The following is a 24069-nucleotide window of genomic DNA, read 5'->3' on the forward strand; positions in this document are numbered from 1 at the left end:
AGTGTTTGCGTTCCGACCGGCAAACCTCTACAATGGTTTCATTGAAGAGACAAATTTGGTTAAAGCGAGGTACATACGGTGGACAACATGAATCCGAAATCGATCATCGTCATTTTCGGAGCGACGGGAGATTTGGCGAAACGGAAACTGTTTCCGTCCCTTTACCGCCTGTATGAAAAAGGGCATTTGCATGAGCAATTCGCTGTCGTCGGCGTCGCGCGCCGCCCGTTGTCGGCCGACGAGTTCCGGAACTATGTGCGCGACTCGGTCGAAACGGCGTTTCACCAAAAGCTCGCCGACGGCCGATTCACCTCCCATTTCTATTACCATCCGTTCGACGTGACGGAAGCCGAGTCGTACCAGCGCTTAAAGTCGCTCCTCGAACAGCTCGACGGCACATACAAGACCGAAGGCAACCGCATCTTTTATTTGGCGATGGCGCCGGAATTTTTCGGCACCGTTACTTCCCGCTTGCAGTCGGAAGGATTGACGGAAACGCACGGCTTTAAGCGGCTCGTCATCGAAAAGCCGTTCGGGCATGACTTGGCGAGCGCCGAGAAGCTGAATGACGAGATTCGCCGCGTCTTTTCCGAGCGGGAAATCTACCGGATCGACCATTACCTCGGCAAAGAAATGGTGCAAAACATCGAGGTCATCCGCTTTTCAAACGCCATTTTCGAGCCGCTTTGGAACAACCGGTTCATCGCCAACATTCAAATCACATCGAGCGAAACGCTCGGCGTCGAAGACCGCGGCCGCTACTACGACCATTCCGGGGCGTTGCGCGACATGGTGCAAAACCATATGCTGCAAATGGTCGCTCTGTTGGCGATGGAACCGCCGATCAAATTAACGACCGATGACATCCGCCATGAAAAAGTGAAAGTGTTGCGCGCCTTGCGCCCGATTGCGCACGATGAAGTCGACCGCTATTTCGTGCGCGGCCAATACGGGCGCGGGGTGATCCACGGCAAAAACGTGCCGGCGTATCGCGAGGAGCCGAACGTCGATCCGGACTCGAACACGGAAACGTTCGTCGCTGGAAAACTCCTGATCGACAACTTCCGTTGGGCTGGCGTGCCGTTTTACATTCGCACCGGCAAACGGATGGCGGAAAAATCGACGAAAATCGTCGTCCAATTTAAAGATGTACCGATGAACTTGTATTACCGGACGAATGAGACGATCGCCCCGAACTTGCTCGTCATCCACATCCAGCCGGACGAAGGGATCACCCTTCATTTAAACGGCAAAAAAACCGGGGAATCGACGACCATAACAGCTCCATTTCAACTCGACTATTGCAACAACTGCATCGACGGCATCAACACGCCCGAAGCGTACGAAAAGCTGTTGTACGACTGCATGCGCGGCGATGCGACAAACTTCACTCATTGGGACGAGGTGGCAGCGTCATGGCAATTTGTCGACCCAATTTCTGAGGTGTGGGCGAACACAAAAGCTTCCGACTTTCCGAACTACGCGGCTGGCTCCATGGGCCCGGCGGCCGCGGACGAGCTGCTCAAACAAGACGGCTTCCACTGGTGGCCGATCGAGCATCCGCGTTCGTAAAGACGCGATGGCCCGCCTGTTGCGCCCATCTCGTCCTCTTTGACAAACCAACATGGGGCGCTTGCCCCTTTATCCCTCATGCAAAGGAGCGAATGAACGATGAAGGTGTATGACGTCACGGCCCCGATTTACGAGGGCATGCCCGTATATAAAAACAAACCGGAAAAACAACCGAAGCGCACCACCGTCACCAACGGCTATGTGACCGAATCGCGCATTGACATGGACGTGCACACCGGCACGCACATTGACGCCCCCCTCCATATGGTCGAAGGCGGGGCGACGTTTGAAACGATTCCATTGAACGACCTCGTCGGCCCGTGCAAGCTGTTCGATTTGACGCATGTCAACGACCGGATCACGAAAGACGACATCGCGCATCTTGACATTCAAGAAGGCGACTTTGTGTTGTTCAAAACGAAAAATTCGTTCGAAGACGCGTTCCATTTCGAGTTTATTTTCGTCGCCGAAGACGCGGCTCGTTATTTGGCCGACAAACAAATCCGCGGCGTCGGCATCGATGCGCTCGGCATCGAACGGGCGCAAGAAGGCCACCCGACTCATAAAACGCTGTTTTCGGCCGGCGTCATCGTCATCGAAGGGCTGCGGCTGAAAGACGTCCCCGAAGGCCGCTATTTCATGGTCGCCGCTCCGCTCAAACTCGTCGGCACCGACGCCGCCCCGGCGCGCGTCTTGCTGTTTGACCGCGAGCCGTAAAAACAGCCGGTCCCCCGATGGGACCGGCTGTTTGATCATTTCAAATTGAATATTCGCCATGGCCGCCCTAAAGACTAGTAAAATGGCGGGGCTTCCCCGCCTCTTTTTTACAGCTCTTCCCCGTTCGTGCGAATGACGCGTTGGAACCAGTAGAAGCTTTTTTTCTTATAGCGCTTCAAATCGCGCAAGTTCTCGTCGTCGCGGTTGACGAAAATGACGCCGTAGCGCTTGCGCATCTCCCCTTGCGAGCTTAATAGATCCGTCGCCCCCCACATCAAATAGCCGATCACCTCGACCCCTTCTTCCATGGCCATCTTCATTTGTTCGATATGGCGGCGCAAATAGTCGATCCGCTCATCATCTTCGACCGTGCCGTCCTCATTCAGCTCCTCCTCAAGCCCGATGCCGTTTTCGGTGATGAAAATCGGCATTTCGTAACGGGCGTACACGTCTTTTAAGGCAATCCGCAAACCGATCGGATCGATCGCCCAGCCCCATTTCGTCTTTGGCAAATAGGGATTCGGTTCAAGCCCTTTGATGATCCGCTCATCCCGTTCCTGATGGCGGACGATTTGGCTTTGATAGTAGCTGAACGACAAAAAGTCGACCGTCTGCGAACGGAGCAACTCCTCATCCCCCGCTTCGAGCGGCAGGCAGATTCCTTTTTTCTCAAGCCGGTTGGTCACATAACGCGGATAGGCGCCGCGGGCGAACACATCAAAGAAGAAATCAATGAACAGCTCTTTCGCCTGCACGTTCGCCAAAGCGTCTTCCGGCCGGCATGTCGCCGGATACGTCGTCAAATACGTCACCATCCCGCCGATCTTCGCCTCGGGAGCGATTTCGCGCAGCGCCTTCACGGCTTTCGCGTGGGCGATGAACACATTATGACAGACGCGGTAGGCAAACGCTTCCGGGTCTTCGTCTTCCGGGCAGATCGCCCCCCATAAATGCGGTTGTTCGAGCACTAAATTTTGTTCGTTGAACGTCAGCCAATAGTTCACTTTCCCGCGGTAACGCTCAAATACGGTGCGCGCGTACCGCTCAAACAAGTCGACGACTTTCCTTGATGCGAAGCCGTTGTATTTTCTCGCCAAAGCCAGCGGCAAGTCGAAATGGTACAGCGTAATGACCGGCTCGATGCCGTTCGCTCTCAATTCATCAAACACGGCGTCATAAAACGCCAAGCCCGCTTCATTCGGCTCCCCTTCCCCGTCCGGAAAAATGCGCGTCCAAGCGATGCTCGTCCGGTAGGCGGTAAAGCCGAGCTCCTTGAACAAAGCGATGTCTTCTTTGTAGCGATGGTAAAAATCGACCGCCACTTTCCAGTCGGAATGCCCTTTTGGAATCGGGCGCGCATCCACGATCGACAGCCCTTTGCCGCCTTCGTTCCACGCCCCTTCCGTCTGAAACGACGTCACCGCCCCGCCCCATAAAAAGTTGTCGGGGATGATCGATTTACGCTGTTGTGACATGGAAAGACCCTCCTATCTGTGAACAGACGTGTTTCAGTGATTGAACGCCTTGGAAAATTCACCCTTGGGCATCATCCTCATTATGACATATTTGCTTCTTTATAAAACTAGACGGGCGGAGGTACGAGCCCGTCTAGACGTTGTGAAAACTGTTTCATGCGCTTTGGAGAGCACCAACGCTCCCAGCAATGGCAATTTTATTGAGACAGTTTTTGCTTAATCAAATAATGGTTCGTAGCCACTTTTCGATACGTGAAGATCATTCCATCATCTCCAGCCGTTGCGAGCAACGCTTCAGATGACAAATCGGCGATTTTCGTTCCTGTTGCCCGGTTATAAATGGCACGGCTGGTGATGATATATTGACGGCTCGCCGCCCGCAGCGGCTCCGGAAATTCAGCGGCCACCAATGCGCCGGGCTGGGCTGGATTGATGCGCGCCTTTCCGTAAAAAATCTCCCCGCCATTCCAATCCCCCGTCAAACAATGATTTCTAATTCCTTCCTTATACATTCCTTGCGCATAGCATAGCTCAAACAATCGAGCACCGACATTTGACCATTCCTTATCCATCCTCAATATCCATGATAGCCCACCGTCGATCATCACTTCAAGCTCTTTTTGCCATACGCACCCCATTCGGCTGCATACACCAACCGCCGCCGATCACGAACAGCGGCCATCGCTTTGCTGTCTAATACATTTTTATGCTTTCCATTTTGAACCTCCTTTCCCCCGAACGGTCAAACAAATATAATGAAAACGGAACTCCCAATAGAAACAAGTGGGGTGAGGCAAAGTTGAACATTTTGCTCATTGAAGATGATGTGACGTTGTTTCAAGAAATCAAAGCACGTTTGGAACAATGGTCGTACGACGTTTGCGGCATCCGCGATTTCGGTCGTGTGATGGAAGAGTTTTCTGCTTGCAAGCCGCACTTGGTGATCATCGACATCCAGCTGCCGAAATTTGACGGGTTCCACTGGTGCCGCCAGATTCGTGCTCATTCGAACGTCCCGATTTTGTTTTTATCATCGCGCGACCACCCGACTGATATGGTCATGTCGATGCAGCTTGGGGCTGATGATTACATCCAAAAGCCGTTTCATTTCGATGTGCTGATCGCCAAAATCCAAGCGCTGCTCCGCCGCGTGTACAACTACAATGCCGGACCCGTTCAGCTGCAAACATGGTGCGGGGCAACGGTCGACTATGAAAAAAGCACAGTCTCAAATGAACACGGAACAGTGGAGCTGACGAAAAACGAGCTGTTGATTTTGAAACATTTATTGGCCAAGAAAAACCAGATCGTTGCTCGGACGGAGCTGATCAAACGGCTATGGGAAGACGAACGGTTTGTCAGCGACAACACGCTGACCGTCAACGTCAACCGCCTGCGGAAAAAACTCGACGAACTCGGTTTGGGCCGCTTCATTGAAACGAAAGTTGGGCAAGGCTATATGGCTACGGAAGAAGGGAGCCACTGATGATCAAAGACTATTTGTGGGAACGAAAAAGCTGGATGGCCCTCTTTCTCTTTCTGGAGCTGTTCATCCTGTTTGTCGCTTATCTGGATCCGACGATTCCGCTCTCCTCCATCCTTTACATCGTCTTTTTAACGACTATCATCTTTGTTGTCTTTGTCATCATCCGTTGGAAAAAAGAAACGGCATTTTATCAACGTTTGCAAGAGTGGGAGCGCGGCCTCGATCCTGTCTCTGCCCTGCGGGCGGCAAGCCCACTGGAGAAGATCGTCGAACGCGTCCTCGCCAGCCAAACGGACCAATGGAAACAGGAGCTGAAAGAACACCTCGCCACGTTGGAACAAGAGAAAGATGAACTGTTGTCATGGATTCACGAAATGAAAACGCCGCTGACGGCCATGCGGCTCATCATCGAACGGGTCGGGGACGAAAACACGAAAGCGCAACTCTTGTACGAGTGGCTGCGCATTCATCTGCTTCTTGATCAGCAACTTCATCAACGACGGCTTCCACACATGGAAAACGACTTATATATCGAACAAGTCGAGCTTGAGCCGCTTCTCATCAATGAGATTAAACCGCTGCAATCGTGGTGTATGCAAAAAGGCATCGGCTTTGACCTTCAATTGGACGTCCGCTCCGTCCTAAGCGATGCCAAATGGCTTTCTTTTATCATCCGGCAAATCATCACGAATGCGGTGAAATACAGCGAGTCATCTGACATTGTCGTGAAAAGCTTTATGAAAAACGGCCATGCCCGCTTGCAAATTCAAGATTTCGGCTTGGGCATTGATCCAAAGGACTTGCCGCGCATTTTCGAGAAAGGATTCACCTCCACCACCGAACACCAAAATGAAGCGGCGACGGGGATGGGGCTGTATTTGGCGAAAAAAGCCGCCAAACCGCTTCTTCTTGACTTTCATGTCGAATCCACGCCCGGACGCGGAACGACATTTACGATCATATTTCCGCAAGAAAATGACATCATCCGCACGCACCGCATGTGACGATTTTGTCACACGCGGTTTCGTTTTGTTCGGCCAAACGCAGGAAAAAACCAACCCCATTGCTTATGATAGAAACGAAGGAGGGAAAACGAGATGGTCATATTGGAAGCAACCAACATCTACAAAACGTACGGAACGAAAAAGAACCTACAAGAAGTGCTCAAAGGCATCGATCTGCGTGTGGAGAAGGGGGAATTTCTCGCGATCATGGGGCCTTCCGGATCAGGGAAAACGACGCTCCTCAACGTTCTTTCCTCAATCGACCGGGTGAGCGAGGGCGCTATTTTCATCGAAGGAAACAACGTCGTCGCCATGAAAGACCGAGAGCTGGCAGAATTTCGCAAACGCCATGTCGGATTCATCTTTCAAGAGTATCATTTGCTTGACACGCTGACGGTGAAGGAGAACGTCCTTTTGCCTTTATCGATTACGAAAACGCCCAAGCGAGAAGCGGAAAAGAAATTTGCAGAATTGGCGGCTGAACTTGGCATTACTGACATCCAAAACCACTATCCGAGCGAAATTTCTGGTGGGCAAAAACAGCGCGCTGCGGCGGCGCGGGCGTTCATCCATGAACCGAGCATCATTTTTGCCGATGAGCCGACGGGCGCACTCGATTCAAAATCGGCTTCCGATTTATTGCACAAGCTGCAACAACTTAATAAAAAACGGAAGACGACAATCATCATGGTCACCCACGATCCGGTCGCCGCCAGTTTCTCAGGCCGTGTCGTTTTTATCAAAGACGGACAATTGTATACGCAACTGTATAAAGGAACGGAAACGCGGCAGCAATTTTTCCAAGCCATTATGCAAACGCAAGGCGTGCTGGGCGGTGTTCGGCCATGAGCATGAAGCAACTCCTGTTCCGCAACTTGAAACAAAACATCCAACATTATTATTTGTACGTGTTTGCCTTGATGTTTGCTTCCGCCTTGTATTTCGCGTTCGTGACATTGCAGTACGATCCATCGCTTGATGCCATCAAAGGGGGAGTGAAAGGCGCGGCGGCCGTCCGTACAGGCGCGGTGCTTCTTATCGTGATTGTCGCCGTCTTTCTTTTGTACGCCAACGCCCTGTTTATCAAGCGTCGGAGCCATGAGATCGCTCTTTTGCAGTTGATCGGCATGACGAAACGAAACATCTTTTTTATGCTGGCGGCCGAAAACGTCATTCTTTATTACGGCACACTGATCATCGGCATATTGGTGGGATTTGCCGCTTCCAAGCTGTTGATGATGATTTTGTTTAAAATCATCGATATTCCGCTAGCGGCATCTCTTTCCTTTTCTGGCCGAGCATTGGTGCAAACGTTGATTGTGTTCAGCGTGATTGATGTCCTCATGATGGGGATGAACCGCTTGTTTCTCAAAAAACAGACGATTTTATCCTTGTTCCGCACTACATCCACAACCGAAGCAAAACACGTATCCGTATGGAACATGGTCGTGGGGATGGTGGGGATCATCCTCATCGGCAGCGGCTATGGTATATCGACGAAATTGTTTAGCAGCGACTGGAAGAGCGTTCAAGGATTATTCATGGCCATGGCGTTCATTTTAGGCGCTGTCATCATCGGCACCTATTTATTTTTCAAAGGAACGATCAGCTTTCTGTTCCACCTATGGCGAAAACAAAAAGGTGGCTATTTGTCGATCAACGACGTGCTATCGGTATCGTCGCTCATGTTTCGCATGAAATCGAACGCGTTGCTGCTTACGATCATCACGACCGTGTCGGCCATCGCGATCGGGTTGATCTCACTAAGCTATATTTCCTATTATTCAGCCGAGCAATCAGCCAAAAACAACGTCGCCGCCGATTTCGCGTTTACGGACAAAAAGGATGCCGCCCGTTTTACGGCGGCGCTGCGATCTCATGATATTCGCTATCGGGAAACGATTATCGATGTCATCGAAGCACCGACTGATATTTCGATGATTTTGGACATCGCTGATCAAAGCCGGCTCCAGTTTCAGCCGTCCGCCGCGCCGCTATCGGTGATCAGCGACACAAGTACAGGCCGCATCGATGTCAAGCCTAATGAAGCACTGCTGACGGGATATCAGGACATGCTCCGTCAATTCTTGCCGTTTAAAGAAACGGGAACGATTCGCTTAGAAGAAAACGGCCGCATGGTCCCGCTTCATTACCTTGGGATGAAAAAAGACTATTACGTCAACTATCATTTCACGTACGGCATGCCGACTGTCATCGTCGACCAAACGATGTTTGATCGTTTGCAAAAAGAAACCGATCCACAAAAGAAAAAGGTGCATATCGGAATTCATCTGACTGACGAAACAAATATTGAACGGGCTGATCAGTTGTTTCAACGCATGGAGTTTTCCTCCATCACCGATTCGCGCCTGATGATGAGCCGCCACCAAAAGCAGACGTTCGGATTGATCTTGTTTGTCGTCACCTTTTTAGGACTCGCCTTTTTGGTCACATCCGGCTGCATTCTTTACTTCAAGCAAATGGGCGCCGGCGAAGAAGAGCGGCCGAATTACACCATTTTGCGCAAACTGGGATTCACCGAAAAAGACTTGCTCGGGGGCATTCGGCGGAAACAGCTGTTATACTTTGGCATTCCGTTGCTGCTGGGATTGTCCCATAGCTATTTCGCTGTCCGTTCCGGCTGGTTCTTTTTCGGCACCGAACTGTGGACGCCGATGTTGACGGTGATGGCGATTTACACGGTCTGCTATTCGCTGTTTGGCGTGTTGTCCGTTCGTTATTACAAAAAGCTAATTCGCGAGGCGCTTTAAAACGATGCAGCGAGTGAGGGAAGAACCAAAACCGTTCCAACGTTCGCCCACTCGATCAGTGGTCATCCCATTCTGAAGATGCAGTTCCAGTTGACGGAACGAATTTTAGCTTTATCGAACACGAAAAGCCCTTAGAGTGGTGAATGACTCTAAGGGCTTTTTTCTTATTTCAACCATTCCGTATGGAAAATGCCTTCTTTGTCAACGCGTTCGTACGTGTGGGCGCCGAAGTAGTCGCGCTGCGCTTGGATTAAGTTGGCTGGGAGCACCGCGGTGCGGTAGCTGTCGTAATAGGCGAGGGCGCTTGCGAATCCTGGCACTGGAATGCCGCGCATCGCCGCGGTGGCGACGATTTCACGGAGCGCGTCTTGGTAGCGTTCGACAATGTCTTTGAAATACGGATCCAAGAGCAAGTTCGAAAGCGCCGGATCGCGGTCGTACGCCTCTTTAATTTTTTGCAAAAATTGCGCGCGGATGATGCAGCCGCCGCGGAAGATCATGGCGATGTCGCCATAGCGCAAGTTCCAGTTGTATTCCTCAGAAGCCGCCTTCATTTGCGCAAATCCTTGGGCGTACGAGCAAATTTTGCTCATATAAAGCGCGCGGCGCACGGCTTCGATGAAGTGGCCGCGGTCGCCTTCAAACGGCTTCACCGCTGGGCCTGCCAGCACTTTGCTTGCTTTCACGCGCTCGTCTTTCATCGCCGAGAGGAAACGGGCGAACACCGATTCCGTGATGATCGGCAGCGGCACGCCCAAATCGAGGGCGTTTTGGCTCGTCCATTTGCCCGTCCCTTTTTGCCCGGCTTTGTCCAAAATGACATCAACAAGCGGCTTGCCTGTTTCTTCATCGATTTTCGTGAAAATGTCGGCCGTGATCTCGATTAAGTAGCTGTTCAGCTCGCCTTTGTTCCAGTCGGCGAACACTTCGTGCAGCTCTGCAGCATCCATGCCGAGCACATGTTTGAGCAAGAAGTACGCTTCAGCGATCAGCTGCATGTCGCCGTATTCGATGCCGTTGTGCACCATTTTGACATAATGCCCGGCGCCGTCCGGACCGATGTACGTCGTGCACGGTTCGCCGTCGACTTTGGCGGCGATGGCTTCAAAAATCGGGCGCACGAGCTCATGCGCTTCTTTTTGGCCCCCTGGCATGATCGACGGGCCTTTCAGCGCCCCTTCCTCGCCGCCCGAGACGCCCGTGCCAATAAAGTGGATGCCAAGTTCGGCGAGTTCTTTGTTGCGGCGCTGCGTATCTTTAAAATACGTATTGCCGCCGTCAATTACAATATCGCCTTTTTCCAAATGCGGCTTCAGCTGTTCGATCGTCGCGTCCGTCGGCGCGCCCGCTTTCACCATCAGCAAAATTTTCCGCGGTTTTTCCAAGGCGTTGACGAATTCTTCGATGCTGTATGTACCGACAATGTTTTTTCCTTTCGCTTCTTGCAAAAACTCGTCCGTTTTTTCGCGCGAACGGTTGTACACCGCCACCGAATAGCCTTTGCTTTCGATGTTGAGCGCCAAGTTTTTCCCCATGACCGCCAGTCCGATGACGCCGATTTGCTGTTTCGCCATTGTCCAACGTCCCTTTCCGTTTTGGTTTGTTCATCAAACAACATACCATACGTTTGCGCTTGCCTGCAAGTTTTTCTAAACCGATTTAGGAACGGGGCGGCACGACGGACTTTGCTTGACCTGTCCATGCGAAAAGGGGCGTAACGCCCCTCATGCTTAGTAGCCTCCATAGTGCGGGAAGCCGTATGGGGAAAACGGATAGTGGCCATCATGCATCCCGTATGGAAAGTGGTGATAGCCGCCGTAGCCCCCGTGCCAATAAGGATAGTAGCCATACGGATAGTGTCCGTAGCCGCCAAAGTACGGCGGATAAAAGCCGCCCGGATACGGGCCAAACGGTCGAACCATGGAATGCGCCTCCTCTTCATGAGTTGAAGTTCATTTCCATGATTAGGATATGCGCGGAAGAAAAAACGGTATAGGCAAACACCTATACCGTCTCTTCCTCTTGGATGACCTGGGCCGCGGCCTGGGCGGCGGCCACTTGCTCGCGAATCGCGTCCGCTTCTTCCAAATGGGCAAACAAGACGCGCGGATCCAGCACCGTGAGCAACCGCTCCGGCAGCGTCGCGATCCCGACGACATACGGCGTGCGCTCCGCGGATACGAGCTGCAGCGGTTTGATGGCTTCCGGTTCAATATCGACAATTTCCTTTGCTTCGTCAACGATAAACGCCACCGACAACCCGTCGACCGCGGCGACGACAAGACGCGTCTGCTCGGTTTCCTCGATCGCTTTCCCATATAGAAGCTTTCGCATATCGAGCACCGGCGCGAGCTCGCCGCGGATGCGCGCGACGCCCGCCATACAATCCGGCATATGCGGCACGGCCGTCGGCGCCGTCATTTTCTCAATCGAGACGACATACGCGATCGAGACGGCGTACTGTTCCCGCTCGACGCGAAACACCACGTATTTGTCCATTCCTCCGCCACCTCTTTCGTGATTCGCACTCTGCTTTTTTTATCGGCTCATTCCGGCCGAATGTTTACCGAAAGGTTCAAGAAAAAAGAGCATCCAGCCTCGGGATGCTCATTCGGCATTGGCGACTTCCTCGACAATGGCGACAACCATCTCTGTCAGCTTCACCAGCTCTTCAATCGGCATCCGCTCATTCGTCGTATGGATTTCTTCGTAGCCGACTGCGAGGTTGACCGTCGGAATGCCGAAGCCGGCGATGATGTTGGCATCGCTGCCGCCGCCGCTTTTCTCCAGCTTGCACGGCCGTCCGATGTTCGCCGCCGCCCGTTTGGCGACCTCGACGACATGGTCGCCGTCGCTGAACTTAAAGCCCGGGTACATCACTTCCACTTCGACATCGGCGCGCCCCCCCATTTCCGCGGCAACCGTTTCAAACGCCTCTTTCATTTTCGCCACTTGCGCTTCCATTTTTTCCGGAACGAGGGAACGGGCTTCCGCTAAAATATCAACGCGGTCGCAGACGATGTTCGTTTGCGTGCCGCCTTCAAAGCGGCCGATGTTCGCCGTCGTCTCCTCGTCGATGCGGCCGAGCGGCATTTTTGCGATCGCCTTCGCCGCAATCGTAATGGCAGACACTCCTTTTTCCGGCGCCACGCCGGCATGGGCAGTTTTGCCGTGCACAACGACTTTCAGCTTCGCCTGCGTCGGGGCGGCGACGACGATGTTGCCGACTTTGCCGTCGCTGTCCAAGGCATAGCCGTATTTCGCTTGAATGAGCGACGGGTCAAGCGCCTTCGCCCCGACAAGCCCCGACTCTTCGCCGACGGTGATGATAAACTGGATTACGCCATGCGGGATGTTTTGTTCTTTCAACACGCGAATCGCTTCCAACATGGCCGCCAAGCCCGCCTTGTCGTCCGCCCCTAAAATCGTCGTCCCGTCGGTGACGACATAGCCGTCTTGGATCGACGGTTTCACCCCTTTGCCCGGCACGACCGTATCCATATGCGACGTGAAGTAAATCGGGTCGACCCCGTCTTTCGTCGCGGCGAGCGTGCAAATCAAGTTGCCTGCCCCATGCCCCGTTTTCGCGGCCGCATCGTCTTCGATCACATCGAGGCCAAGCGCTTCAAACTTTTGTTTGAGCACCTTCGCAATGTCCCCTTCATGCTTCGTTTCCGAATCGATTTGCACAAGTTCCAAAAATTCGTCGACAAGACGCTGTTCATTGACCATCGCTTTTTTCCTCCTGCTTATGTACTCCACCTTAAGTATACCGAAATGTTCCGCCAAGAGCCAAACCGGACGCCGGAACGATCAAAACGCTGCAAACGTATAAGAACGCGCTTGAGATGTACCGATACGGGCTGCCTGACCGCCTCTCAACGAGCGAGCTTTCATCCGCTCCCGCTGCGGCAAACGGCCACGCCGCCTCCATCTAAAATATCGTTTGCCGCGAAAAAGGCTCCCGTTGCTTGCCGGACGCCTTCCATCGTTTACAGCGGAATGTTGCCATGTTTTTTCTTCGGCCGCTCCTCGTGCTTGTTTCGAAGCATCTCGAGCGCCTGAATGAGCTTGATTCTCGTGTCGCGCGGGTCAATGACGTCATCGATCATGCCGTATTTCGCGGCGACGTACGGATTGGCGAATTTCTCGCGGTATTCGGCAATTTTTTGCGCCCTCGTTTCTTCCGGGTTCGGACTTTTTTCAATTTCGCCCGCGAAAATGATGTTCGCCGCCCCTTGCGGCCCCATGACGGCCACTTCGGCGTTCGGCCACGCATAAACGACATCGGCGCCGATCGATTTGCTGTTTAAGGCGACATAGGCGCCGCCGTACGCTTTCCGCAAAATGACGGTGATTTTCGGCACGGTCGCTTCCGAGTAAGCGTACAAAATTTTCGCCCCATGGCGGATGATGCCGCCGTGCTCCTGCTTGACGCCTGGGAAAAAGCCGGTGACGTCCTCAAACGTAATGATCGGGATGTTGAACGAATCGCAAAAGCGGATAAACCGCGCCGCCTTATCGGACGAGTCGATGTCCAGCCCGCCGGCCATAAACTTCGGCTGGTTGCACACAAGCCCGACCACTTCGCCTTTAATGCGGGCAAAGCCGATCACGATGTTTTTCGCGAAATCTTTTTGCACCTCAAAAAACGACCCGTCATCGACGACTTGGGCGATGACGTGGCGCACATCGTACGGGCGGACGGCGTCAATCGGCACGACATCGGCCAAATCGGGGCGGTAGTCATCCCCATCCGGAATCGGGCCAAACGGCGGCTTTTCGTTGTTGTTGGACGGCAAATAGCCCAAGAGCCGCCGCACTTCAGCGAGCGCCTCCTCTTCATTCGCTGCCGCAAAGTGGGCGTTGCCGCTGATCGTGTTGTGCACGCGGGCGCCGCCTAAATCTTCAGCGCTGATTTTCTCCCCGGTCACCGCTTCAATCACTTTCGGACCGGTGATGAACATTTGGCTCGTTTTTTCGACCATGAACACAAAATCGGTGATGGCCGGCGAATAGACGGCCCCGCCGGCGCACGGCCCCATAATGACGGAAATTTGCGGGATGACGCCGGAATAAATGGCGTTGCGGTAAAAAATGTGTCCGTACCCGTCAAGCGACAAGACCCCTTCTTGAATGCGGGCGCCGCCCGAATCGTTCAAACCGATGACCGGCGCCCCGGTTTTCGCCGCTAAATCCATGATGTTCGCAATTTTTTTCGCGTGCATTTCCCCAAGCGCCCCGCCGAAGACGGTGAAATCTTGCGAAAACACAAACACGGTGCGGCCGTTGATCTTCCCGTAGCCGGTCACCACCCCGTCACCCGGCCCCTTCTTTTCCCCGAGGCCAAAATCGGTGCAGCGGTGCTCGATGAACGGATTGAGCTCGACAAACGTCCCTTCGTCCAAAAGCAAATCAATCCGCTCTCGCGCCGTCAGCTTCCCTTTCGCGTGCTGCTGTTCAATTTTCTCATCGCCCCCGCCCAGTTCAATCTCACGTCGGCGGTCATACAGTTCGTTGATTTTGTCGTACATGTCGCTCATTGGTGTCCCTCCGTTTTCGTCCGTTCACAAAGCTCATACAACACGCCGCCGGTCGATTTCGGGTGCATGAACGCGACCCATGCCCCGCCGGCGCCGCGTTTCGGCGCATCTTGAATCATACGGATGCCGTGCTCCTTCAGCTCGCGGATGCGCTCGGTGATGTCTTCCACCCCAAGCGCCACATGATGAATCCCTTCGCCGCGCTTCTCGATAAATGTCGCCACCGCGCTCTCTGGCGACAGCGGCTCAAGAAGTTCAATTTTCGCCTCTCCCGCCTGCAAAAACGCCACTTTCACCTGTTCCGACTCGACTTCCTCGATGCCAAGAAACGGCAGGCCGAGCACATCCGTATAAAACGGAAGCGCTTTCTCAATCGAACGGACGGCAATGCCGATATGGTCGACTTTTTTCACTTCCATCGTCTGCATCCCCTTTGCCGCAAAATGATGAGGCCAACATTTTATCATTCGCCGTTTCGACAAAAAATCCTGCTTTTTTTGTTTTTCTTTGTACGCGCCACGGTCGAGCTTTGGATCGGTTCGCTTCGCATCGGGCATTTTTCCTTGTCCGCTCCGCTGCTTGCCGGTACAATAAACGTAGAACAGCGGACGGAAGGAGGACGGACCGTTGTCGCGGAAAACGCAAAAATTCATCGTGTATGTAATGCTCATTTGCATGCTGCTGACGACGCTCCTCGCCGGCATCAGCATGTGGTTTTAACCGCAGGCATAAAAAACGCAAGCTTCCCGCTGAGGAGCTTGCGTTTTTTAGCGCACCGCACCATACCGCTTAGCAATGGCGTAAAACGATTCGTTGCTGCGGAGAATGAGCACGTTGGCGCCAATCGGCACCCGTTCATACAAATGCTCGACATCGCGGTTGTGCATGCGCACACAACCTTGCGACACATACCGGCCGATCGACGCCGGGTTGTTCGTGCCGTGAATGCCGTAGATGCGCCCGTCCGTCCCGCGCGCGTTAAAGCCGATCCACCTTGCGCCGAGCGGATTGTTCGGCGCCCCGCCTGGAATGTTCTTTTTCCGATAATACGGGTGTTTCGCCTTCACCGTCACCGTAAACATCCCCTCCGGCGTCAAATCGGCATTGACCCCGGTCGCCACCGGATAAACGGCTTCGATGCGGCCGTCGCGGACGAGCGCGAGCTTATTGATCGCTTTGTTCACAATGACAAGCGGCTTCGCCTCCGCCGCTGTCTGGAAAGGCGCTCCCAACACGGCGGTGAGCACGAGACAAATGGCCAACCATACCCGCATATCCGTCCATCCTTTGCTTGAATGTTTGGCTATAGTGTGCGCCAAAACGGATGGACATATGCCCTGCATCATGCCTTCAGCCGCTGCGGTTTTCGTTCGTTTCCGGGATGGAATTCGCTTTTGATGATTAAATATCGCTCCAATTCGCGCACCAAATGAAACAACGCCGCCCGCTCTTCAAACTGCTCGCGCGTCTTTGGCAGCGGCATCGCTTTAAACTGTTCGCGCATCTCGGCAAGGCGCCGCAAAAAGCGGTCCGCCGTATTTCCCGGATGAATGGCGTCGCTTAATTCGTCGATAAAATCGGCGACCATCATCCGCTGCTCGACCGTGTAGACGAGCGATGTCACAAGCGGAAGCATATGCTCGATGATTTCCAACTGCCGCTCACGCATGCGGAAGTAGCGGACATATTCATCCTCATTCCGCCATAATTGATTGTCGGCGTGGCGCATGGCGAGTTTTTTCGCTTTGTCGAGCGTCTCCGCCGCAAGCGGCAGCTCTTTTCCATCCCAATCAAGCTCATTTGTGCGCAAGTAGCGGACGATTTCTTTTAAAATAATGCGAAACAAATCTTCGACAATGCGCTGGTACTCTTTGAGCTCCTTCTCGGCGCTCGGCATGTACATGTTCATCAGCAGCGCTACCCCAATGCCAACCGCCACGAGCAAGATCTCATTGGCGACCAATCCCCACGTGATGTCCCCGGCCGCATACAAATGCAAAATAATGACCGAGCTTGTGGCAATGCCCTCGTTCACCTTCAGCCTGACGGTCACTGGAATGAACAGCAGCAGCAACAGCCCGATCGTCCACGGATGATAGCCGAAGACGGTAAAAAACAACGCCGCAAACCCAATGGCGACGACGCACGCCGCAAAACGAGCCCGGGCGGTCTCAAGCGACCGCTTTTTCGTCACTTGGACGCATAAAATGACGATAATGCCAGCGGAAGCGAAGTTATGAAGACCGATCAGCTGAGCGATGGCAATCGCCAGCGCCGCCCCCACCGCCGTTTTCAATGTCCGATAGCCGATTTTCATCGCGAGTCTCCTTTGCCAATGGTTGCCGACTTCATTGTACCGATGGCGGCGCTTTCGGTGCAAGAAAAAACGGACAATCCTGGCCTCCGCTCCGAAGCCGATCTGTCCCAACAGGCGCAAAAGGACAAAAAAGGCGGCTGTCCGCTCATGCAGGGCAAGCCGCCTACGCTCACGACGGAGATTTCTCATAAATCGTCTTCCCGTCGCGCTCGATTTCCCGCCGGATCGCTTCGTTCAGCGCGTCGAAAAAGAGCACATCACATGAGTAAATGCCGACAATCTCGTCAAGATCCTCTTTGATTTTCCACTTTTGTTTGCCGGTGTAGTCCACGCACAAGTCGATGTCCGAGTTGTAGCGGGCCGTGCCGCGCGCCCGCGAGCCGAACAAAATGACTTTTTGTATATCTTCTTCGCCCGCGAAATACGCCATCAACCGTTCAAACACGGTCGGGCTCATTCCATAGGTCACGATCGATCACTTCTTTTTTGATGTATTTGAGCAGTGCTTCAATTTCATGGACATATTGTGATACAATTCGGTTTTTAATCTGTTCATAGTCTTCCTCGTTATATACATGGGCTGCAGCGTTTCGCGAGTGCAATATATCGTTCCATACATCAATATTCTGAATCCACCCTTCCTTAAACGCCTGGCGGTAACATGCCCGCGGGTTGTTCAATTCCAGACCGGACGCTTTGAAAATTCGCGACAACAGCTTCCAGAGCTGGTCTTCCAAAATTTCATACTTTTTCACGATCGAATCACGATATACTTCCTTCAGCAGTTCATCTTCTGCCGACACTTGCTTCGACGCGGCAATGACATTCTTCAAATGAAGCAACAATCGAAACGCGCGCTGGTACGATAATACAATCGATTCTCGTTCATCCATGCCATCGTTCTCCTTTGCCCATTGTCCTAAATGGATCTGCATCTATGGCTTCGAAAATGGCGCTTGATTCGTCTTCATATAACGCTTCAGCTCTTCGTAAAAATTTTCACGCGTCCCCACCAAAACCACCACCACCACAACATGTCCGCTGTCATCTTGGTCGATCAAATAAGCAATCTCATAATTGATGCCTCGATGATAAATGTCATAACCGTAAATTCCTGCCAAATCACCAGTTTTCGCTTCCCCTGCTTCGGCGGGATCGGTAAGAATCTGCCGCAAGGCTTCGATCAAACGCTGCTTCAGAGCTGCATCCTTTTTTGTCAATTTTTTAATGGCTTTTTCTGCTTTCGGAAGCAATTGCAGTCGATTATGGTTCATCATCTTCACCAAATAACTCCTCTAACGTATCCGCGGTATACGTTTTTGCCTTCGGTCTTTCCTCAGAAATCATCGCGTTGAATGCAGGGGCAATTTGCGATTTACGGTATACAAATTCTTTGTATAGTTCTTCGCCTGTATATCCTTCTTCGATCAAGTCTTTTAAAATCAGATCGGAAAAGTCAAAATGATCCTCATGAATAGGATGAATAATTAACTTATTATCCGCTAACTCAATTAACACCTCGTTTCCAATTCCTAATTGCTCATAAAAATCCTTTGGGATCGTAATTTGTTTTTTGCTCGATACGGCAATTCGTTTCACAAGGTTTTTCTTACGGTTAGGGATATTGTCCATCGATACCTTCTCCTTTGTCATCGAATCTGATGGTACCATATTATTCCCCTCCTTCCAAAAAAATAACCAAATTTCTTGGTTTCTTTACTAATGATCATAGCATGGTGGGGAAACAAACACAATGATTTTCCCATACCGTAGGGAGGAGAAGTGTTCAATGTTTGCGGAAGAGGAATAGATTGATGCAAACACTAACATCCTAGTGGAACAAAGCGGAGAATTCCTGAACAAAACGACGCTCAATTGATGGAGGCCAAGGTTTTCAAAGATAGCGATTATTATTTCAAATAGGAACTTTCATAAATGATACGAATTCGAACGTCCATGGTGTGGAAATTCCTTCACTTTCCTTGTATTTCAAGGATTCATTTGACATTGGAACTCACATTTCGCACCCCTACTAAGTAGAACGAAAGGATTTTTTATTTGTTTTTTTAGAATAACTTTTGAACCAACACAACGAGCGATGGCAATCCTTTTTTTACCATCGCTGGTCGTTCTTTATCCCATTAGACGTAAATGCTCTCGTCCAACCCCAACCCTTGCAGAATCCTTCGCTGCTCGTACGTGAGCGGTTGGCTTAACGCACGTTGGATTTGCCCGTCTGGCTGCTTGAGAAGCACCACTTTGACATACTGAAACAACTGAAAGATCGCTTGCCCCGTCGGCCGGGTCAGTTTGCGTCCTCCTGCGCCCTTTAGAGGCTGCTCCGGAGTAATGAATTGGCGCACCCGGCGCTGGAAGACGCGATAAATGGCCAACGCCAACAAAAACAAATACCCCAGCACCGCGACCCGTTCCGGTTTTTTTACATAGATTTCATCCGTAAAGAACAGGTCTTTCAAAAAGGCAAAGTTCATTTCCACCGAGATGTGGCCTTTATACAGCTTCAAGATCTCTTTCGCGTCCATCGGTTGGCCCTTCCATTCCTCCGGAACGGTCGTGACCAAGACAAAACGGAACGCTTTCCGTCTCGCCCGCTCCCACGCCTCTTGGTCGAATGCCGCGTTCAGGCGAAGGGCGAACCGCGTTTCCACCTCCGGTTCCGCCCCTTTTTTCGGCCGTCCGCGCCGTTTTTTCGGGCGAATGACCTCGTCAACGGACGCCTCGACGCGATGGAACCGAGGGCGAAGGGAAGCCTTGAGAGACGCCAGCGCTTGTTCGGCGTCTTCCCGGCAGGAAAACAGGCGGCTCTCCCATTGGGCTTGTTCTTGTGAAAGAAGCTCTGCTTCTTTTTTCCGTTTGTTTTCAAGTTTCTTCCCTTTTCGTTGGTCCAGCGCGCTGGATTCAACGACGATCAGCCGAACCGGATGGCCTTCATACGTCGAGGCGGTTTCCCACACTCGATACGCGGCGCCGTTTTTCTCTGCCAAGACGAACGGATCGCTCCACGGCGTGTCCTCGGCATCGGCTTGGTCCAGCGCCGTTTTGCCGATCCGAAGCGAAGCCGGGCCGCGCGTGATCAAAAAGGCGTTGGCGGCTTTCGTTTGCGCCAAGGTGCCGCGCGTCATGGCGGCCGAATCGGCCACGTAAATCCATTCGTCTTCGATTCCCGCGCGTTCAAACTATTCTTTCATCCGTGCCAACACGGAAGGATTCCATGTCTTATCGGGCAGATGGCCGTCGTGCACATCTCCGTAAAACGGAAGGCCGTCTTGATTGCCGACCAACCCGAATCCCATCTGTTTTTGCCAATAATGATGCCGATTGTAGCCATAGGTGATTTGCAAGCCTTCGGTCGAGTTCGTTTCGTACGCACCATATACCGTCTTATCGGTCGTATCGGCATGAAACACCTAAAGAGGGAGGTCTCCTTCTTGTAGATCTGCACGAGACAAGCCGACGTGACGTGATGGATGTCGGCCTCATACAGGCGATCCAGATGGCGCGCCAAAGCGTCGTCATTGAACCAAGAGGGGTGAAGTCCAAGACGGATCAGCTTGGGCAAGTCGATCTCATGCGCCCATCGTTCCAAGTGAACGAGCGCTTGCCAGCCGTCAAAGATTGTAGACGATGGCCTAAACGGCATCGCTCGTTCGGGTTTGGCATTGAGGATCGACCGGAACGAGACGGTCAATCAACTGGAGGAGGCCAAGCTTCTTGAATATGGCACTTATTATATTCAAATAGGAACCTTCATAGACCGCATCGATTGGAATTCCCATGGTGTGAAAACTCCTTCGCTTTCCTTGTGTTTCAAAGATTCATTCGACGCAAGGCGAAAAAAAATCCTCCCGATTTTTGTCGGGAGGGTGCGAAATGTGAGTTCCATTGTACCGATAACAGCGCTTTCGATGCAACTGAAAAACGGACAGCGCGCCCGTCCTACAGCCGCCGGACACAAAAAAAACGGCCGCCCGCTCATGCGGGGCAGGCCGCCTAGGCTCACGACGGAGATTTCTCATAAATCGTCTTCCCGTCGCGCTCAATTTCCCGCCGGATCGCTTCGTTCAGCGCGTCGAAAAAAGCACGTCGCACAATGAACACTCCCTACACCGAAAGACGCAAAATTGGCCAAAAATCGTCATCATGACAATACAATTTTCCTATTATTTGTGAATATACTGTGAATTTCCATGTAAAAGGTTGACATCTTCTTTTTTTTTTTTTTATAATGCCATTGAATTTTACAAACATTTCAAATTCATGATTAGAGAGGGCGTTCCATATGAAATGGGTGTTCATTTCAAGAATGGCGTCCCGCTTAAAAGCGGAAGCTAGTTTCATATTCGTATTTTCTGGGGTTTTGATCTTTGTTTGCCTCAATCCCCATACGATTAATCCAGCGGAATGGATTTTATATACGAAATACTTGGTTCCGATTGGAATGGCGGTCTGGCTGTTCTTCAGCTTCCGCTTGCATGTATCGTTGTTCACTTCGACGCCGATTCACTGGATCGCGATGAATGACATCATGCCAAACCCGCAAACGATCGCCTTCTGCCAAGCTTTGATCGTGTTTGTTTGTTTTTTCGCTTGGCAACTGGCCTTGGCCGGGATCATCGCCGGTGCGGTGGTGATCAACTATTCAGCGGGTTGGGATCTTTTCACTTTTCTGTTTCCGTTGTATTTGATTCATTTTCTTCTCCCATTTCTATGGGCGTGGATGATCGGATTGTCCACAGGCGCTGTTTACGCCTATCATTCTTCGAAAAAAGCGATGTTGCTCGTTGGTGTGTTTGTTTTGTGGATCATCGTGCTGTTTTCTTTGGAATATCGCAATCCATCCTTCTCCTTGTGGGGAAACCATCGTTGGCCTTACATTGACCCGTTATTCAGCCTAACCTTCCAAAAAGAACGCGTGCTGATCAAATTGGCGTATATTCTTTCTTCCATCGCCGTTTATGGCGTTTTTCGAAGCATGCGGCGATCCTTCGCGGGGCTTGCGGCTGTGTGACTCTCGTTATTTTCGTAACATTTTTCCTTCAACATGCACAATCAAAATTCCAGTTGGATGACATTCTGTTGGCAAACGACGCCAAACTCTATCAACAAATTAAACATCAGGCTCAGCCCAAGAACATCCCGTTGCATGGATATTGGAAAATCAAGGAGATCGAGGTGAATCCGAAATCCACGTATCCGATCAAAGCCACACTCTCTCTGCATCCGAACGAACGCACCGTTCGTTTTTCGATCAACGAGCAATTTCAAATCGATCACATCCAAGGCGGAGGGAAGCGTTTGCCCTTTCAACAACAAGGAAACGTTGTTCAGGTGCAGACCAACGGTGCCCCATCCATGACGATCTATTATCGACATACGTTCGGCTCAACCTTTTATCCGTTGACATCGGGCGTCACGTTGTTGCCATTTGAAGCCAACTGGTATCCGCAGTCCATGGATTCAACGCTTTACGATATCAACTCATCCGGAACGCTTCACTCCAATGTAGAAACGAAAACATGCACACGAGTCAACATGATTGTCGGAAAGGAAAAGTACCGTTGGCATGGGGACCATCTCCCTTGTCTCTCCGTGATCAACGGTCCTTACAAACAAATTCAAGTGCAACATACTCGTTTCCTTGTTTATAAACCATTTCTCACCACAACAAGAAATTATATGGAATTGAAGCATCAACTCGTTTCCATCCGCAATGAGCTATGCCACTTGTTTCCGAATCTTGCAAATACAGATTATTGCACAAAAGAAGTCAAGAGCGTCTCAATCATCCCAAAAAGCATCAACACCACAAACCTTTCGCTCTACGACAGCACGGTGGCTGACGGAACCTACACGTTTTATGTTGATCCGTTCTTGGACGTCAATGGCATCCCGGCAACCAAACATATTCAGGAGTTGGCTGCGTTTTTCATCCCATACCGATTGTTCGAAAACGAACAGATCAGTCTCTTTGCCGGCTTATATTTAATGGAAAAACTACATATTCCATCTATCGGATATGGAAACAGGATAGCGGAAAAATCCTCCATCGACTCAACAACGTGGGAGCACTACATGGCACTATCCATAAAAGAAAAAGAAAACATATTGATTCAACTAGCGCAAGAAAGTGGGAAAGGAGACAAATGATGGAATTGAAAAATGTGACCCTCAAGCACCGTCGCCAACTGATTTTGCATCATTGTTCCGTCAATCTTCCTTCCCAATCCATCATTCTAGCCAAAAATCACATTCGCACAGATATTGTCGCCAAAGCGCTTGCCGGCTTTCATCCTATCGATGAAGGGGAAATCCATTTCGATGAACAGGAAGCAAGAGGAAAAACGAATAAAAGCGTATTTTTCGTGATTCCTGAGAACTACCACCAACTGTGGAGAAACTATCGTTTGCAAGATATTTCGATATGGCTGAATCGTCCTTTTCAGCAATCGGCACTATGGAAAAAATATCGCCTTCCTTCCCATGCATCCATCGATTCATTGACGATGTTTCAACGGCTGATTTATCTTGTTTCTCTTGGACAGTCGCTAAATCGCACCGTTTTCATTTTCGATCAGCCGACGAAACACTTTGACTTCGAAGACTTAGAACAGTTTTATTATTTCTTAAAAGATGATTTTTCGAATGCACATTATCTCATCTTTACAAATCGAATAGAAAAAATATTCACAATGCTTCCTAAACCCATTTATCAACTTGATTCTACCAAATTACTACCCTTGAAAGGAGGTGAGAAGGATGGTTGTCAATAAGGCACGTAAAACGAAAGCTAAGGGGCTACCACTATTCATTTTAGTGTTGGTTCTCAGCATTGCTGGATCTGTTTATGCCGCCGGCACTTCCATTGCGCATATTTCACCGGGGGCTAGTTCTGCCACAGGAACACCAGTGAAAGCTACTGGGGCTTCTGGAACATTGGCCGTCTCTTCATCAGGTCCAGCATTTTATGTACAAGGGTATGCCAAAAAACAAATCAGCTGGTGGCCTGATTCAACAGTTGCTTCGGCAATAGCCTATCCATCACAAACAGTAAAAAAATCTTTTACAGCTGAAAACGGGTCTTTCTACTATGCTGAAGCATACACACAAGCCAACGCGACATCTATTTATGGCGAAGCAAAAGTGACCGTGAATTAAATTGACAC

25 protein-coding genes and 2 pseudogenes are annotated in these 24069 nt (G+C 51.2%); 10 read left to right on the forward strand and 17 right to left on the reverse strand.

What is annotated here, in order from left to right:
* Window positions 1-78 precede the first annotated feature (78 nt).
* Both zwf and QWV57_RS11885 read left to right on the forward strand, forming a co-directional pair.
* A complete protein-coding gene (zwf, locus tag QWV57_RS11880; RefSeq protein WP_301099926.1) occupies window positions 79-1572 on the forward strand; it encodes a glucose-6-phosphate dehydrogenase in 1494 nt (497 codons plus the stop codon).
* Window positions 1573-1671: 99 nt separating this feature from the next.
* Window positions 1672-2289 (forward strand): cyclase family protein, encoded by a 618-nt coding sequence (locus QWV57_RS11885; protein WP_301099927.1) that lies wholly within the window; start codon window positions 1672-1674, stop codon window positions 2287-2289.
* 107 nt (window positions 2290-2396) lie between these two features.
* Here the strand turns inward: QWV57_RS11885 and QWV57_RS11890 are convergent, their stop codons facing one another.
* Window positions 2397-3764, reverse strand: a complete 1368-nt coding sequence (locus QWV57_RS11890) for a glycoside hydrolase family 1 protein (RefSeq protein ID WP_301099928.1) — start codon at window positions 3762-3764, stop codon at window positions 2397-2399.
* Between the two features lie 197 nt (window positions 3765-3961).
* Window positions 3962-4402: a hypothetical protein gene (locus tag QWV57_RS11895; RefSeq protein ID WP_020755285.1), complete on the reverse strand. Its 441-nt coding sequence runs from the start codon at window positions 4400-4402 to the stop codon at window positions 3962-3964.
* A gap of 161 nt (window positions 4403-4563) precedes the next feature.
* Between QWV57_RS11895 and QWV57_RS11900 the strand changes: the two genes are divergently transcribed.
* The 4 genes from QWV57_RS11900 (at window position 4564) to QWV57_RS11915 (ending at window position 9025) form a co-directional block, all read left to right on the forward strand.
* Entirely contained in the window at window positions 4564-5250 is a 687-nt protein-coding gene (locus QWV57_RS11900; protein WP_013144816.1) for a response regulator transcription factor, read from the forward strand.
* Window positions 5250-6254 (forward strand): sensor histidine kinase, encoded by a 1005-nt coding sequence (locus tag QWV57_RS11905; protein ID WP_060787668.1) that lies wholly within the window; start codon window positions 5250-5252, stop codon window positions 6252-6254. The genes QWV57_RS11900 and QWV57_RS11905 overlap by 1 nt, the downstream gene beginning before the upstream one ends.
* A gap of 93 nt (window positions 6255-6347) precedes the next feature.
* Window positions 6348-7103, forward strand: a complete 756-nt coding sequence (locus QWV57_RS11910) for an ABC transporter ATP-binding protein (protein ID WP_015375338.1) — start codon at window positions 6348-6350, stop codon at window positions 7101-7103.
* Window positions 7100-9025 (forward strand): FtsX-like permease family protein, encoded by a 1926-nt coding sequence (locus QWV57_RS11915; protein WP_020755288.1) that lies wholly within the window; start codon window positions 7100-7102, stop codon window positions 9023-9025. Before QWV57_RS11910 ends, QWV57_RS11915 begins: the two co-directional genes overlap by 4 nt.
* Before the next feature lie 164 nt (window positions 9026-9189).
* Here the strand turns inward: QWV57_RS11915 and gnd are convergent, their stop codons facing one another.
* From gnd to mce, 7 genes are all read right to left on the reverse strand, one after another.
* Window positions 9190-10599, reverse strand: coding sequence for an NADP-dependent phosphogluconate dehydrogenase (gene gnd / locus QWV57_RS11920; RefSeq protein ID WP_020755289.1), 1410 nt, complete (start codon window positions 10597-10599; stop codon window positions 9190-9192).
* Window positions 10600-10755: 156 nt separating this feature from the next.
* A complete protein-coding gene (locus QWV57_RS11925; RefSeq protein WP_020755290.1) occupies window positions 10756-10947 on the reverse strand; it encodes a hypothetical protein in 192 nt (63 codons plus the stop codon).
* An 82-nt stretch (window positions 10948-11029) separates the two neighbouring features.
* A complete protein-coding gene (locus QWV57_RS11930) occupies window positions 11030-11524 on the reverse strand; it encodes a chemotaxis protein CheW (protein ID WP_011231828.1) in 495 nt (164 codons plus the stop codon).
* Window positions 11525-11632: 108 nt separating this feature from the next.
* Window positions 11633-12757, reverse strand: coding sequence for a tripeptidase T (locus tag QWV57_RS11935; protein ID WP_033005758.1), 1125 nt, complete (start codon window positions 12755-12757; stop codon window positions 11633-11635).
* A 31-nt stretch (window positions 12758-12788) separates the two neighbouring features.
* Window positions 12789-12959 carry a hypothetical protein gene (locus tag QWV57_RS11940; protein ID WP_157074349.1) on the reverse strand — a complete coding sequence of 57 codons (171 nt, stop codon included), beginning with the start codon at window positions 12957-12959 and terminating at the stop codon, window positions 12789-12791.
* Between the two features lie 58 nt (window positions 12960-13017).
* Entirely contained in the window at window positions 13018-14568 is a 1551-nt protein-coding gene (locus QWV57_RS11945) for an acyl-CoA carboxylase subunit beta (protein WP_011231831.1), read from the reverse strand.
* Window positions 14565-14987 carry a methylmalonyl-CoA epimerase gene (gene mce / locus QWV57_RS11950; RefSeq protein ID WP_033005773.1) on the reverse strand — a complete coding sequence of 141 codons (423 nt, stop codon included), beginning with the start codon at window positions 14985-14987 and terminating at the stop codon, window positions 14565-14567. The genes QWV57_RS11945 and mce overlap by 4 nt, the downstream gene beginning before the upstream one ends.
* A gap of 208 nt (window positions 14988-15195) precedes the next feature.
* On the opposite strand from mce, the gene prli42 reads away from it, so the two are divergent.
* The gene (prli42, locus tag QWV57_RS11955; protein ID WP_020755294.1) at window positions 15196-15288 is read left to right on the forward strand and encodes a stressosome-associated protein Prli42; all 93 of its coding nucleotides are present in this window, start codon (window positions 15196-15198) and stop codon (window positions 15286-15288) included.
* A gap of 47 nt (window positions 15289-15335) precedes the next feature.
* On the opposite strand, the gene QWV57_RS11960 is transcribed toward prli42, so the two are convergent.
* The 8 genes and pseudogenes from QWV57_RS11960 to QWV57_RS11995 all read right to left on the reverse strand — a co-directional run bounded on the left by QWV57_RS11960 (window position 15336) and on the right by QWV57_RS11995 (window position 20995).
* Window positions 15336-15842, reverse strand: a complete 507-nt coding sequence (locus QWV57_RS11960; RefSeq protein ID WP_033005760.1) for a L,D-transpeptidase — start codon at window positions 15840-15842, stop codon at window positions 15336-15338.
* Window positions 15843-15910: 68 nt separating this feature from the next.
* On the reverse strand, window positions 15911-16885 hold the full coding sequence (locus tag QWV57_RS11965; RefSeq protein ID WP_129447089.1) for an aromatic acid exporter family protein: 975 nt from the start codon (window positions 16883-16885) through the stop codon (window positions 15911-15913).
* Window positions 16886-17054: 169 nt separating this feature from the next.
* On the reverse strand, window positions 17055-17342 hold the full coding sequence (gene mntA / locus QWV57_RS11970; RefSeq protein WP_081132527.1) for a type VII toxin-antitoxin system MntA family adenylyltransferase antitoxin: 288 nt from the start codon (window positions 17340-17342) through the stop codon (window positions 17055-17057).
* Window positions 17323-17778 carry an HI0074 family nucleotidyltransferase substrate-binding subunit gene (locus QWV57_RS11975; protein WP_033006466.1) on the reverse strand — a complete coding sequence of 152 codons (456 nt, stop codon included), beginning with the start codon at window positions 17776-17778 and terminating at the stop codon, window positions 17323-17325. The genes mntA and QWV57_RS11975 overlap by 20 nt, the downstream gene beginning before the upstream one ends.
* 42 nt (window positions 17779-17820) lie before the next feature.
* The gene (locus QWV57_RS11980) at window positions 17821-18162 is read right to left on the reverse strand and encodes a type II toxin-antitoxin system RelE/ParE family toxin (RefSeq protein ID WP_050572321.1); all 342 of its coding nucleotides are present in this window, start codon (window positions 18160-18162) and stop codon (window positions 17821-17823) included.
* A complete protein-coding gene (locus QWV57_RS11985; protein ID WP_020756390.1) occupies window positions 18149-18556 on the reverse strand; it encodes an AbrB/MazE/SpoVT family DNA-binding domain-containing protein in 408 nt (135 codons plus the stop codon). Before QWV57_RS11985 ends, QWV57_RS11980 begins: the two co-directional genes overlap by 14 nt.
* Window positions 18557-19026: 470 nt before the next feature.
* A pseudogene (locus QWV57_RS11990) lies at window positions 19027-20682 on the reverse strand (IS1634 family transposase).
* 220 nt (window positions 20683-20902) lie between these two features.
* Window positions 20903-20995 carry a hypothetical protein gene (locus QWV57_RS11995; RefSeq protein ID WP_021322083.1) on the reverse strand — a complete coding sequence of 31 codons (93 nt, stop codon included), beginning with the start codon at window positions 20993-20995 and terminating at the stop codon, window positions 20903-20905.
* Between the two features lie 190 nt (window positions 20996-21185).
* On the opposite strand from QWV57_RS11995, the pseudogene QWV57_RS12000 reads away from it, so the two are divergent.
* From QWV57_RS12000 to QWV57_RS12010, 3 genes and pseudogenes are all read left to right on the forward strand, one after another.
* A pseudogene (locus tag QWV57_RS12000) lies at window positions 21186-23053 on the forward strand (hypothetical protein).
* Window positions 23050-23676, forward strand: coding sequence for a P-loop NTPase family protein (locus tag QWV57_RS12005; protein ID WP_020756661.1), 627 nt, complete (start codon window positions 23050-23052; stop codon window positions 23674-23676). The pseudogene QWV57_RS12000 and the gene QWV57_RS12005 overlap by 4 nt, the downstream one beginning before the upstream one ends.
* Window positions 23663-24061, forward strand: coding sequence for a hypothetical protein (locus tag QWV57_RS12010; protein WP_020756660.1), 399 nt, complete (start codon window positions 23663-23665; stop codon window positions 24059-24061). The genes QWV57_RS12005 and QWV57_RS12010 overlap by 14 nt, the downstream gene beginning before the upstream one ends.
* Window positions 24062-24069 lie beyond the last annotated feature (8 nt).

It is taken from the genome of Geobacillus zalihae, from assembly GCF_030414215.1.
In the GTDB taxonomy this organism is placed as follows: Bacteria; Bacillota; Bacilli; order Bacillales; family Anoxybacillaceae; genus Geobacillus; species Geobacillus zalihae.

What these genes read in the sequence shown, in the direction of transcription:
- QWV57_RS11885 (WP_301099927.1), top strand. Translation starts at nt 1,672, where the DNA reads ATGAAGGTGTATGACGTCACGGCCCCGATTTACGAGGGCATGCCCGTA.
- QWV57_RS11890 (WP_301099928.1), bottom strand. Translation starts at nt 3,764, where the DNA reads ATGTCACAACAGCGTAAATCGATCATCCCCGACAACTTTTTATGGGGC.
- QWV57_RS11895 (WP_020755285.1), bottom strand. Translation starts at nt 4,402, where the DNA reads ATGGGGTGCGTATGGCAAAAAGAGCTTGAAGTGATGATCGACGGTGGG.
- QWV57_RS11905 (WP_060787668.1), top strand. Translation starts at nt 5,250, where the DNA reads ATGATCAAAGACTATTTGTGGGAACGAAAAAGCTGGATGGCCCTCTTT.
- QWV57_RS11910 (WP_015375338.1), top strand. Translation starts at nt 6,348, where the DNA reads ATGGTCATATTGGAAGCAACCAACATCTACAAAACGTACGGAACGAAA.
- QWV57_RS11915 (WP_020755288.1), top strand. Translation starts at nt 7,100, where the DNA reads ATGAGCATGAAGCAACTCCTGTTCCGCAACTTGAAACAAAACATCCAA.
- gnd (WP_020755289.1), bottom strand. Translation starts at nt 10,599, where the DNA reads ATGGCGAAACAGCAAATCGGCGTCATCGGACTGGCGGTCATGGGGAAA.
- QWV57_RS11925 (WP_020755290.1), bottom strand. Translation starts at nt 10,947, where the DNA reads ATGGTTCGACCGTTTGGCCCGTATCCGGGCGGCTTTTATCCGCCGTAC.
- QWV57_RS11930 (WP_011231828.1), bottom strand. Translation starts at nt 11,524, where the DNA reads ATGGACAAATACGTGGTGTTTCGCGTCGAGCGGGAACAGTACGCCGTC.
- QWV57_RS11935 (WP_033005758.1), bottom strand. Translation starts at nt 12,757, where the DNA reads ATGGTCAATGAACAGCGTCTTGTCGACGAATTTTTGGAACTTGTGCAA.
- QWV57_RS11940 (WP_157074349.1), bottom strand. Translation starts at nt 12,959, where the DNA reads ATGGAGGCGGCGTGGCCGTTTGCCGCAGCGGGAGCGGATGAAAGCTCG.
- QWV57_RS11945 (WP_011231831.1), bottom strand. Translation starts at nt 14,568, where the DNA reads ATGAGCGACATGTACGACAAAATCAACGAACTGTATGACCGCCGACGT.
- mce (WP_033005773.1), bottom strand. Translation starts at nt 14,987, where the DNA reads ATGGAAGTGAAAAAAGTCGACCATATCGGCATTGCCGTCCGTTCGATT.
- QWV57_RS11960 (WP_033005760.1), bottom strand. Translation starts at nt 15,842, where the DNA reads ATGCGGGTATGGTTGGCCATTTGTCTCGTGCTCACCGCCGTGTTGGGA.
- QWV57_RS11965 (WP_129447089.1), bottom strand. Translation starts at nt 16,885, where the DNA reads ATGAAAATCGGCTATCGGACATTGAAAACGGCGGTGGGGGCGGCGCTG.
- mntA (WP_081132527.1), bottom strand. Translation starts at nt 17,342, where the DNA reads ATGAGCCCGACCGTGTTTGAACGGTTGATGGCGTATTTCGCGGGCGAA.
- QWV57_RS11975 (WP_033006466.1), bottom strand. Translation starts at nt 17,778, where the DNA reads ATGGATGAACGAGAATCGATTGTATTATCGTACCAGCGCGCGTTTCGA.
- QWV57_RS11980 (WP_050572321.1), bottom strand. Translation starts at nt 18,162, where the DNA reads ATGATGAACCATAATCGACTGCAATTGCTTCCGAAAGCAGAAAAAGCC.
- QWV57_RS11985 (WP_020756390.1), bottom strand. Translation starts at nt 18,556, where the DNA reads ATGGTACCATCAGATTCGATGACAAAGGAGAAGGTATCGATGGACAAT.
- QWV57_RS12005 (WP_020756661.1), top strand. Translation starts at nt 23,050, where the DNA reads ATGATGGAATTGAAAAATGTGACCCTCAAGCACCGTCGCCAACTGATT.
- QWV57_RS12010 (WP_020756660.1), top strand. Translation starts at nt 23,663, where the DNA reads ATGGTTGTCAATAAGGCACGTAAAACGAAAGCTAAGGGGCTACCACTA.